10 protein-coding genes and 1 pseudogene are annotated in these 11,032 nt (G+C 65.3%); 8 read left to right on the forward strand and 3 right to left on the reverse strand.

Annotation, left to right across the window (positions count from 1 at the left end; translation table 11 throughout):
- Positions 1–255: 255 nt before the first annotated feature.
- Entirely contained in the window at positions 256–1,359 is a 1,104-nt protein-coding gene (locus MOV74_RS19290) for an amino acid ABC transporter permease (RefSeq protein WP_246925668.1), read from the reverse strand.
- 2 nt (positions 1,360–1,361) lie between these two features.
- Positions 1,362–2,549 carry an amino acid ABC transporter permease gene (locus MOV74_RS19295; protein ID WP_246925670.1) on the reverse strand — a complete coding sequence of 396 codons (1,188 nt, stop codon included), beginning with the start codon at positions 2,547–2,549 and terminating at the stop codon, positions 1,362–1,364.
- A gap of 87 nt (positions 2,550–2,636) precedes the next feature.
- On the opposite strand from MOV74_RS19295, the gene MOV74_RS19300 reads away from it, so the two are divergent.
- From MOV74_RS19300 to MOV74_RS19315, 4 genes are all read left to right on the forward strand, one after another.
- On the forward strand, positions 2,637–3,509 hold the full coding sequence (locus tag MOV74_RS19300) for a MurR/RpiR family transcriptional regulator (RefSeq protein WP_246925673.1): 873 nt from the start codon (positions 2,637–2,639) through the stop codon (positions 3,507–3,509).
- 3 nt (positions 3,510–3,512) lie between these two features.
- The gene (locus tag MOV74_RS19305; RefSeq protein WP_246925675.1) at positions 3,513–4,862 is read left to right on the forward strand and encodes an aspartate aminotransferase family protein; all 1,350 of its coding nucleotides are present in this window, start codon (positions 3,513–3,515) and stop codon (positions 4,860–4,862) included.
- Between the two features lie 12 nt (positions 4,863–4,874).
- Positions 4,875–5,888, forward strand: a complete 1,014-nt coding sequence (locus MOV74_RS19310; protein WP_246925677.1) for an amino acid ABC transporter substrate-binding protein — start codon at positions 4,875–4,877, stop codon at positions 5,886–5,888.
- Positions 5,889–6,050: 162 nt separating this feature from the next.
- Complete coding sequence (locus MOV74_RS19315) at positions 6,051–6,701, forward strand: aspartate/glutamate racemase family protein (RefSeq protein ID WP_246925679.1); 651 nt, start codon at positions 6,051–6,053, stop codon at positions 6,699–6,701.
- Here MOV74_RS19315 and MOV74_RS19320 read toward each other — a convergent pair.
- On the reverse strand, positions 6,698–7,345 hold the full coding sequence (locus MOV74_RS19320; RefSeq protein ID WP_246925682.1) for a TetR/AcrR family transcriptional regulator: 648 nt from the start codon (positions 7,343–7,345) through the stop codon (positions 6,698–6,700). The genes MOV74_RS19315 and MOV74_RS19320 overlap by 4 nt on opposite strands.
- 154 nt (positions 7,346–7,499) lie before the next feature.
- On the opposite strand from MOV74_RS19320, the gene MOV74_RS19325 reads away from it, so the two are divergent.
- From MOV74_RS19325 to MOV74_RS19340, 4 genes and pseudogenes are all read left to right on the forward strand, one after another.
- On the forward strand, positions 7,500–7,709 hold the full coding sequence (locus MOV74_RS19325) for a ferredoxin (RefSeq protein ID WP_246925687.1): 210 nt from the start codon (positions 7,500–7,502) through the stop codon (positions 7,707–7,709).
- Between the two features lie 60 nt (positions 7,710–7,769).
- Positions 7,770–8,989: pseudogene (locus tag MOV74_RS19330) on the forward strand (cytochrome P450).
- Between the two features lie 36 nt (positions 8,990–9,025).
- On the forward strand, positions 9,026–9,688 hold the full coding sequence (locus MOV74_RS19335; RefSeq protein ID WP_246925684.1) for a sulfite oxidase-like oxidoreductase: 663 nt from the start codon (positions 9,026–9,028) through the stop codon (positions 9,686–9,688).
- 27 nt (positions 9,689–9,715) lie between these two features.
- Positions 9,716–10,939 carry a bifunctional alpha/beta hydrolase/OsmC family protein gene (locus MOV74_RS19340; RefSeq protein WP_246925686.1) on the forward strand — a complete coding sequence of 408 codons (1,224 nt, stop codon included), beginning with the start codon at positions 9,716–9,718 and terminating at the stop codon, positions 10,937–10,939.
- Positions 10,940–11,032: the final 93 nt, after the last annotated feature.

Genomic DNA, 11,032 nt, shown 5'->3' on the forward strand with positions numbered 1-11,032 from the left:
GGCGCACCGCGAAGCGACGCCGACGTGCTCGCGGCGCGAAGGTGCTGGAGGATATTTTGGGCCTGCGCGGCACGACGCCGATCGATCCGAAGGTGAAGCAATAGCTCCTCTCTCGTGCCCCGGACGCAGCGCAGCGCTCCTTCGGCGGTGCGCTGCAGAGCCGGGGCCCATCCCTCCACGACTTCGCCTGCGGCTCTGGGTCCCGGCTCGGCGATGCAGCGCTGGCGCGCTGCATCTTGTCCGGGACACGGGATGTCACCTTCCGCTCGTCGCTTCCAGGCTGCGGCTATAGCGCGACATCGCGAAGCAGAAGACGAAATAGATCGCGGCGACGAAAATGTAGACCTCGACCGAGAACTGTTGCCACGCGGGATCAATGATCGCGGTCTTCGCCGTCGTCAGCAGGTCGAAGATGCCGATGATGAGGACGAGGCTGGTGTCTTTGAAGAAGGCGATGAAGGTGTTGACCAGCGGCGGGATGACATGGCGGATCGCCTGCGGCAGGACGATCAGCCGGTTCTTGCGCCAGTAGGACAGCCCGAGCGCATCCGCAGCCTCATATTGTCCGCGCGGCACGGCCTGGAGGCCGCCGCGGATGACCTCGGCAAGGTAGGCGCCGGCGAACAGGATGATCGCGATCTGCGCCCGCAAGAGCTTGTCGATGTTGAAGCCGGCAGGCATGAACAGCGGAAACATCACGCTCGCCATGAACAACAGGCTCACCAGCGGCACGCCGCGGATCAGCTCGACATAGAGCACGCTGAGCGAGCGGATCGCCGGCAGCTTTGAGCGCCGGCCGAGCGCGACGAGGATGCCGAGCGGAAACCCGACAGCCAATCCGAACGTCGCCAGGATCAGGGTCACCGGCAGACCGCCCCAGCGATCCTGCGAGACGAAGGCGAGCCCGAACACGCCGCCCCACATCAGCACGCTGATCAGCGCGAGCGCACCGATCCAGAGCAGGACCAGTTCGCGCCGCCACAGGGCGCGGCGGGTGGAGAGATAGAACAGCGCGATGAACAGCACGACCGACAGCGCCGGCCGCCACTGCTCGTCGAATGGATAGGTGCCGAACAGGATGAAGCGGTACTTTTCGGGAATGATCGCCCAACAGGCGCCGACGCCACGCGCCGCCCGGCAGGCACTGGAATCGTTCGCTGGGGTCAGCCACACTGCATTCGCGATGCCCCACTGAGCGAAGCTGAAGATGCCCTTGGCGAGCACCGCCAGCAGCACGACCGAGAGGATGCCATTCGGGATCGACGAGAACAGATTGGTGCGCAGCCATCGCAAGACGGGGTTGCCGATCTGCGGACGACGGGCGCGCGGTGTGTCCGGACTATCGGTGATCGCCGTCATGATCAGCGCTCCACCAGCGCGATGCGCGCATTGTACCAGTTCATGAAGAAGCTGATGGAAAGGCTGATGGTCAGGAACACCGCCATGATCAGTGCGATGGCCTCGATCGCCTGCCCGGTCTGGTTCAGCGTGGTGTTGGCGATCGAAACCACGTCCTGATAGCCGATCGCGACCGCGAGCGAGGAATTCTTGGTCAGATTGAGATACTGGCTCGTCATCGGCGGCACGATGACGCGTAGCGCCTGCGGCAGGATGATCTGCCGCAGCATGAAGCTGCGGCGCAGGCCAAGCGCATTGGCAGCGTCCCACTGACCGCGCGGCACGGACTGGATGCCGCTGCGAACGATCTCGGCAATGAATGCCGAAGTGTACGTCACGAGGGCGATCAGCAGCGCGAAATATTCGGGGGCAAGCGTCAGCCCGCCGACGAAATTGAAGCCGCGCAGCTCCGGCCATTCGATCTTCCAGGACACGCCGAGCAGCACGGACACCATCGCGGGCAACGCGACGATCAGGGCAAGCGCAAACGGCCAGGCTGGGCGCGGCTTGCCGTCGCGCATCTGCTGCGCGATGAGCCGCCTCCTGACGAGATAGAACACGACAAACCCGAGCACGGCGGTGCCGAGCACCCAAAGTTGCAGCGGGCCAAGCGGAACTGCCGGCAGGATCAGGCCGCGATTGGAGAGGAACACGCCCTCGATCGGCCGCCATGCCGCGCGCGCGGCCGGCAGCGCCTGCATCAGCACATACCAGAACAGGAGTTGAAGCAGCAGCGGGATATCGCGGAGCGTTTCGACATAGACGGCGGCAAGTCGCGACAGCAGCCAGTTGGCCGACAGTCGCGAGATGCCGATCAGCGCCCCCAGGATGCTCGCGAGCACGATCCCGATCACGGCGACGCGCAGGGTGTTGCCGACCCCGACGACGAAGGCCCAGAGATACGTGTCTCTCGGATTATAGACGAACAAGCTGTCGGCGATGGGCATGCCGGCCTCGCGGCCGAGGAAGGCAAAGCCGGTCGTGATGCGACGAGCCGAGAGGTTGGTGACGGTGTTGGACCAGAGGAAGCCGATCACCGCGAGCGCAATGCCGACGACCAGCACCTGCCAGAACAGGCCTTGCAGCTCACGGCGTCCCCACGCGCCGAAGAGGCGGCGGCGCGGCGGCGGTCTCGGAGCGTCCGTGGTCACAGCGCAAAAATCCTTCCCAACAGCGACGATTTCCGGCAGCGCACGTCAACTGTTGCACCAATCCAGATTTCATGCAACAAATGTTTCATGGCCGAGCCCGCGAAATCCTCGCCGCTGAGCGAACTGCGCATTGCATTGCCATCGCTCCCGATGCGGCTGCAGCAAGTCGGACGTTTCGTCGCCGCCAACGATTACGACGCCACCACCCGTTCGATGCGCGACCTCGCGGCGGAAGCCGGCGCCGATCCAGCCGCGTTCACGCGCCTCGCCAAGGCGATCGGCTATTCGGGCTGGGACGAATTGCGCGCGGCGCTGACCGAGGCGCGGCGACCATCGCAGACTTCGCCATTCTCCGGCCGCGCCAAGAGCCGCCTGCACGGCCCGAATTCCGATGTCGCGCTCGTCACCGACAAGCTCGTGGCCGAGGCCGCCGGCCTTCCGCGAATCCCGGCACAGCCGATCGCGGAGGCGGCCCGTGCGCTGCATCAGGCCAAGCGGATCTGGATCGCGGGCTATCGTAGCTGCCGCAGCGTTGCGGAGCTGCTGAACTACGAGCTGCGGTTATTCCGTCCCGAACAGGTGCAACTCATCGGAGCATCCGGCCCCGACGATCTCGACCTCGGCGCCTTCCGGCCCGGCGAAGCCGTCATCGTCATCGGCTTTCTGCCCTATACCCATGCGAGCGTTGGCGTCGCACAGGCCGCCTATCGCACCGGCGCGACGCTGATTGCGATCGCGGACAGCCTCTCTGCGCCGATGGCCGAGGGCGCCGACCACGTGCTGCTGTTCGAGGCGGCCTCCTCTCCCGGCTTCTTCCCGAGTCTCACCGGCGCGATCGCGATCGCGCAGTCGCTGGCCGCAGTGACGTTCTCGCTCGGCGGTGTCGCCGCGAAGAAGCGCCTGGAGAATACCGAGGCGCGGCTCACTGCTGCCTCCACCTACGTTTCAGAGAAAGGTTGATCCATGGCCGCCCGCATCAGCCGCGTGCTGCACCGCTCGTTGCGCGAGACGCCGCCCAAGGCGATCGGCGGCGAAGGCGTCTATCTCTTTGCCGAGGACGGACGGCGCGTGATCGACGCCTCCGGCGGCGCGGCCGTCTCATGCCTCGGCCATCAGCATCCCCGCGTGATCGCGGCGATGGCGAAGCAGGCTTCGACGCTGGCCTATGCCCACACGGCATTCTTCTCGTCCGAGCCGGCAGAGGCGCTGGCCGAAACGCTGGTCGGGCACGAGCCGGGCGGCCTCGCCTGTGCTTATTTCGTGAGCGGCGGATCGGAGGCGATCGAGGCCAGCATCAAGCTTGCACGGCAATATTTCATCGAGCGTGGCGAGCCGCAGCGGCAGCACTTCATCGGGCGCCGGCAGAGCTACCACGGCAACACACTTGGCGCGCTCGCCGCGGGCGGCAACGCCTGGCGACGCGCGCCTTATGCACCCTTGCTCTCGGCCGCCTTCAGCCATGTGACGCCGGCCTTTGCCTATCACGAGAAGCATGACGGTGAATCCGATGCGCAATTCGTGGCACGGTTGGCGGCCGAGTTGGAATCCGAGTTCCAGCGGCGTGGCCCCGATACCGTGGCGGCGTTCCTCGCCGAGCCCGTCGTCGGCGCCACCGCCGGCGCCGTGACGGCACCGGACGGCTACTTCAGGGCCGTGCGCGAGATCTGCGACCGCTACGGTGCGCTGCTCATCCTCGACGAGGTCATGTGTGGCATGGGCCGCACGGGCACCACGCACGCCTGGGAGCAGGAAGGCATCGCGCCTGATATCCAGGCCATCGCAAAGGGGCTCGGCGGCGGCTACCAGCCGATCGGCGCGATGCTCGCGAGCGGCAAGATCATCGACACCATCCGCGCCGGCTCGGGCGCCTTTCAGCACGGTCACACTTATCTCGCGCATCCCCTCGCCTGCGCGGCCGCTTTGGCGGTGCAGGAGGTGATCCGCGAGGATCGCTTGCTCGACCGCGTGAGGGAGCGCGGCAAGCAGCTCGAACAACGCCTGACCGAGCGCTTCGGCAATCATCGCCATGTCGGCGATATCAGGGGCCGCGGCCTATTCTGGGCGATCGAGCTGGTCGCCGATCGCGCCAGCCGCACCTCGTTCGATCCCGCGCTCAGGCTCAATCAGAAGATCAAGGCGGAGGCCTTCGCCAATGGGCTCGGCTGCTATCCGGGCGGCGGCACCGTGGACGGCGTGCGCGGCGACCATGTGCTGCTGGCGCCGCCCTATATCGCCTCTGCGGACGAGATCGACTTGATCGTCGACAAGCTCGGCACGGCCGTCGACAACGTGTTGCGTAGTGTCAATCACTGAGGGGAGAGTAGCATGATGAGGAAAGTGGTTATCGCAGCGAGCATGCTCGCGGCATCGACGGTTGTCGCGTCGGCGGCAACGCTCGACACGGTGAAGAGCCGTGGCACGCTGGTGTGCGGCGTCAGTGCCGGCTTTGCCGGATTCTCGGCGCCGGACTCGCAAGGCAACTACCGGGGTCTCGACGTCGACTATTGCCGTGCGCTCGCCGCCGGCGTACTGGGTGATGCCAGCAAGGTGCGCTACGTCTCGCTGACCGCGCAGAACCGCTTCACCGCCCTGCAATCGGGCGAGATCGACGTGCTCTACCGCAACTCGACGCAGACATACTTGCGCGGTGTGACGCTGGGCTTGCGGCAAGGCCCGATCAACTTCTACGACGGTCAGGGCTTCGTCGTGAAGAAGGATCTGGGCGTAAAAGAGATCAAGGACCTCAAAGGCGCCACCGTCTGCGTGGCTCAGGGCACCACGCACGAAGTCACGCTCGGCGATTACGGCCGCGCCAACGGTATCGACTGGAAGCCGCTGGTTTTCGACCGCGTCGACACCATGTATCAGACCTTCTTCGGCGGCCGCTGCGACGCGATGACCCAGGACGCCTCCGCGCTCGCCGGCGCCGTGACGACCGCCGCGCCGAACCCAGCCGACTACGTCGTGCTGCCGCAGACCATCAGCAAGGAGCCGCTCGGCCCCTTCACCCGCAACGGTGACGAGGTCTGGAGCGACATCATCACCTGGCTACATTACGGCCTGATCGAGGCCGAAGAGCTCGGCGTCACGCAAGGCAATGTCGACGAGATGGCGAAATCGCAGACACCGGCGATCCAGCGCCTGTTAGGCGCCTCCGGCGATCTCGGCTCGCGCCTCGGGCTCGACAACAAATGGCTTGTGACCGCGATCAAGGCCACCGGCAATTACGGCGAGATCTACGAGCGCAACGTCGGCAAGGCGAGCCCGCTCAAGCTCGACCGCGGCCTCAACGGCCTCTGGAGCAAGGGCGGCTTGATGTACGCGGTGCCGTTCAAGTAACATCTCGCGTCCCGGACGCGCTGCAGCTCCCGGCGATGCGACGCATCGTCCGGTCCGCTGCTGCTGAGCCGGGACCCAGCGGCAACAATGGGCCCCGGCTCTGCAGCGCAATACTTCGCATTGCGCTGCGTCCGGGGCACGAAACCCAAATAGTCACGCTCCATGACGACGTCCATGCGCATCGCCCTGATCCACGCCCTCAAGCACTCCATCGCGCCGATCGAAGCGGCGTTTGCGAAGGCGTGGCCAGAGGCGAGGCTGATGAACCTGCTCGACGACAGCCTGTCGGCGGATCTGGCGCGCGACGGAAAACTCAATGATGCGATGACCGAGCGCTTCCTGGCGCTCGGCGATTACGCAGCAGCGACCGGAGGTGACGGAATCCTGTTCACCTGCTCGGCCTTCGGCCCTTGCATCGAGGCGGTCGCGCGCGCGCATGCGCCGATGCCGGTGCTGAAGCCAAACGAAGCGATGATCGAGCGCGCCGTGACGATGGGCAGGCGCATCGGCCTGCTCTCGACCTTCCCGCCGACCCTGGTCTCGATGCCGCCGGAGTTTCCGACCACCGTCCAGGTGGTGCCGAAGCTTGCCGAGGGCGCGCTGGCGGCGCTCGATCGCGGCGACCGCGCCACCCATGACCGGCTGATCGTGGAAGCGTCCAAGGGGCTGCGCGATTGCGACGTCATCGCGCTGGCACAGTTCAGCATCGCAGCGACGGCACCGCTGGTCGCGGAAGCCACTGGCCGTCCCGTCGTGACCACGCCTGACAGTGCGGTCGACAAGCTGATGAAGCTGTTGAAAGCAAAGGCCTAGGAGCCGACCTTCTTCCGCCGCCGAGCACCCTTGATCGCAGCCGCGAGCGCGGCTTTCGTTTCGCGGACGAAATCCTCGACCAGCTCCTCGCGCGAAGCATGGGCAGCCTCGCCGGTGAACAGGCCCTGCTCTGCCAGCATCACCACGCCGTGCAACGCCGCCCAGATCTTGAGCGCCTGCCGTTCGCGCAAGTAGCCGACCGCAGGCGCTTCGAGGGCTTCGATCACGAGCGAAAACGTCTCGCGCGTGGCTTCGTGCAGCTCGCTGTCCTTGGCCGCGCATGAGACGGTGCGCGACGCGAACATCAGGCGGTAGATGCCGTTGCGGCGCAGGCCGAAATCAAGTGTCACTTGCGCCAACCGCGACAGCTTTGATTGCTTCGACGTCCCAGCCATCGCCTCGCGCATGATCGCGCTGAGCTGCCGGAACGCTTCCGCCGTCACCGCTGCAAGCAGCGCGTCGCGATCGGCAAAGTGCCGATACGGCGCAGGCTGAGAGACGCCGAGCTGCCTGGCCAGTGCCTTGATGCTGATCGCCTCGGCGCCGCCCTGCTCCGCCTCACGCAGCGCGGCCTTGATCAGGGCGTCGCGGAGATCGCCATGGTGGTAGGTGTTCTCGGGCTTGCGAGCGAGTTGGGAGCGCATGTTGAAGGCAAGCCTATAAGTTTGCGCTTGACAGGGAAAGCCCATCGCGAATGTAATAGTATATAACTTAGAAGAAGCGGCGAATGCCGCCGACAATATTGACAAGAGGAACGCGCCGCCTTCGAGCCGCGTGCATACGACCGAGGAAGCCGCCATGACAGAGCGATTGAGGGTTCACGTCGATCCTGACAAATGCCAGGGCCATGCGCGCTGTAAGGCACTCGCGCCGGAGCTTTTCGAGCTGGACGAATACGGCAACGCCCACGAAGCCGGTGACGGCATTGTCCCGCCGGACCTTGAAGACAAGGCTTGGCTTGCCAAATCCAATTGCCCGGAAATCGCAATCGACGTGATCGAGGAGTAGCGCGGGCTGCCTGAGTGCCCGCGTACGCGATTCGATCACCATCCCGAGGATTCCTCCGACATGTCCGACGTCAGCCAGCCTGTCGCTCATCCGCCGGTCACCGACTGGATCAACGATTTCGACCACACCGACCCGCAGTGGACGGAGGATCCCTTCCCGATCTGGGACGAGCTGCGCGCGGCAAGCCCGGTCGTGCACACGAGCGCTTCCTCGGCTGCTACATGCCGACGACCTATGAAGCCGTGCGCGAGATCGCCAACGACACCGAGCATTTCTCCTCACGCCGCATCATCGTGCGCGACGTTCGTCCAGAGGTCGCGAGGAACGCCGCTCCGCCGATCACCTCGGACCCGCCCGTGCACAAGCCGGCCAAGCAGCTCCTGCTGCCGCCGTTCACGCCGGACGCAATGAAAAAGCTGGAACCGCGGATGCGCGCGATCTGCAACGAGCTGATCGACGGGTTCATCGCCGACGGCAAGGTCGACGCCGCCGCGCGCTACAGCAAATACATCCCGGTTCGAGCGATCGCACACATGCTCGGCATCCCCGAGAGCGACAGCGATCTCTTCATCAACTGGATCCACATGATCCTCGAGCTCGGCATCAAGGACGAGAGCAAGCTGCTCCAGGCTGTGCAGGAGATGAGCGCCTATTTCAGCGCGCATATCGAGGAGCGCAAGGCCAAGCCGACCGACGATCTCATCTCCTACCTGATGAACGCCAGGGACAAGGAGGGCAACCCGCTCGAAGACTCGCACGTCCTCGGCTCGCTGCGCCTGCTTCTGATCGCCGGCATCGACACCACCTGGAGCGCGATCGGCTCCTCGCTCTGGCATCTTGCGAAGACGCCGACCGACCGCGAGCGGCTGCTCGCCGAGCCCGCGCTGATTCCGACCGCAGTGGAGGAGTTGCTGCGCGCCTATTCGCCGGTGACGATGGCCCGCGAGGTGGTGAAGGAGACGAGGATCTCGGGCTGCCCGGTCAAGGCGGGCAACATGGTGTTACTGTCGTTCCCAGCCGCAAACCGCGATCCCAAGATGTTTCCGGATGCTGACAAAGTCGTGATCGACCGCCGCGAAAATCGCCACGCCGCCTTCGGGCTCGGCATTCACCGCTGCGTCGGTTCCAACCTGGCGCGCATGGAGATGCAGGTTGCGCTGGAGGAATGGCTGAAGCGCATTCCAGATTTCGCCCTCGATCCGGCAGGCACGGTGACCTGGTCGCAGGGCACGGTGCGGGGCCCGCGCCAGTTGCCATTTTTGCTGGGAAGGGCGATGTAGGTCTTTCCAACACGGGGACGGAGAGGCTGGACGGCCATGGCTGACGACAACGAGCCGCCCGACAGCAAACTGACGCGAACCAAGGAAAAATGGGCGCGCGAGGGCCGCTTCCTCACCGGCAAGATTACGCGTCCGGAAGATCAGCGACTGCCGCCCGGCCAGCACCTCACCAAGGACTGGCCTGTGCTCGATCTCGGGGTTGTGCCACCGGTGTCGCGCGAGCGCTGGCGGCTCGACGTTTACGGTGCGATCGAGACGCCGGTGTTCTGGACCTTTGCGGAGTTCGCTGCGCAGAAGCAGGCCCGGTTCACCTCCGACATCCATTGCGTCACCACCTGGTCGCGCTACGACAATGAGTGGGAAGGTCTCGCCACGCGCGAGCTGCTCGCGGTCTGCCAGCCCCGCGAGGATGCACGCTTCGTAACGCTGCATTCCCATGACGGCTACACCACCAACCTCGCGCTGGAAGATTTTGCCGCCGAGGATGCGCTGCTTGCCCATAGCTGGTCCGGCCAGCCGCTGACGGAAGAGCACGGCGGCCCGGTGCGACTGGTCGTGCCGCATCTGTATTTCTGGAAGAGCGCGAAATGGCTCCAGGCCATCGAATTCCTGACCGAGGACGCGCCAGGCTTTTGGGAAGTCCGCGGCTATCATAACCGCGGCGATCCCTGGGCCGAGCAGCGCTATTCAGACGATTAGACCTCAAGCAAGAACGGGGGAGAGCCCATGCCGACGGAACGCTTTCAATTCACCGGCGAAGGCGGCCACCAGCTTGCGGCCGCGCTGGAGTTGCCGGACGGCGAGCCCGCGGCCTACGCGCTGTTTGCGCACTGCTTCACCTGCGGCAAGGACACGCTGGCGGCCAAGCGCATCGCGGTCGTGCTCGCAGCCAAGGGCATCGCGGTTCTGCGATTCGACTTCACCGGGCTCGGCTCGAGCGAAGGCGATTTCGCCAACGCGACGTTTTCATCCAACGTCGCCGATCTCGTCCGCGCCGCCGATCATCTGCGCAGCGCCCGCAAGGCGCCGTCGATCCTGATCGGCCACAGCCTCGGCGGGGCCGCGATCCTCGCGGCAGCGGGACAGATCCCGGAAGCCAGGGCGGTCGTGACCATCGCAGCTCCGTCCGACCCGGCACACGTGACCGGCCTGTTCAAGGAGCATGTCGAGAACATCCGCGAGCAGGGCGAGGTCGAGGTCTCGCTCGCGGGGCGCCCGTTCCGGATCAAGCGCGAATTCCTCGACGACATCGTCGAGCACGAGCTGATGAAAGACATCACCGGTCTGCACAAGGCGCTACTGGTGATGCACTCGCCGGTCGATGACACCGTCGGCATCGACAATGCGACCAGGATCTTCGTGGCAGCCAAGCACTCGAAGAGCTTCGTCTCGCTCGACCATGCCGATCATCTGCTCACCAAGCCCGCCGATGCGCTTTATGCGGCCGATGTGATCGCGGCCTGGGCCAGCCGCTACGTCGACACCGCAAAGCACGCGAAGACGATGGATCTGCCCGACGCGCCGCGCCAGGTGGTGGTGCAGGAGACCCGGAAAAGCAAATTCAACCAGACCATCACCGTCGGCCCGCACCGGCTCGTAGCGGATGAGCCCGTCGCTGCCGGTGGCGAGGACGCCGGCCCCGGGCCTTATGATTTCCTGCTTGTCGGCTTAGGGGCCTGCACCTCCATGACCATGCGGCTCTATGCCGACCGCAAATCGCTGCCGCTCGACCGCGTCACCGTCACGCTGAAGCACTCCAAGATCTACGCCAAGGACTGCGCGGAGTGCGACACACGCGAAGGCATGCTCGACCAAATCGAACGCGACATCGCGATGGACGGCGCGCTCGATGCCGAGCAGCGCAAAAAGCTGATGGAGATCGCCGACAAGTGCCCGGTGCACCGGACGCTGACGTCGGAGATCCGCATCATGACGAAGGCGGTGGATTAGCTCAAGCGGCCCGTGAGCGGGCTTCGGCGGTGTGCAGCGGCTGGACCCGCAGTGCGCCGCGCAGGCCTGCCGTCGTGCCGAGCAGAATGCCGG

This window comes from Bradyrhizobium sp. SHOUNA76, assembly GCF_023006445.1.
In the GTDB taxonomy this organism is placed as follows: domain Bacteria; phylum Pseudomonadota; class Alphaproteobacteria; order Rhizobiales; family Xanthobacteraceae; genus Bradyrhizobium.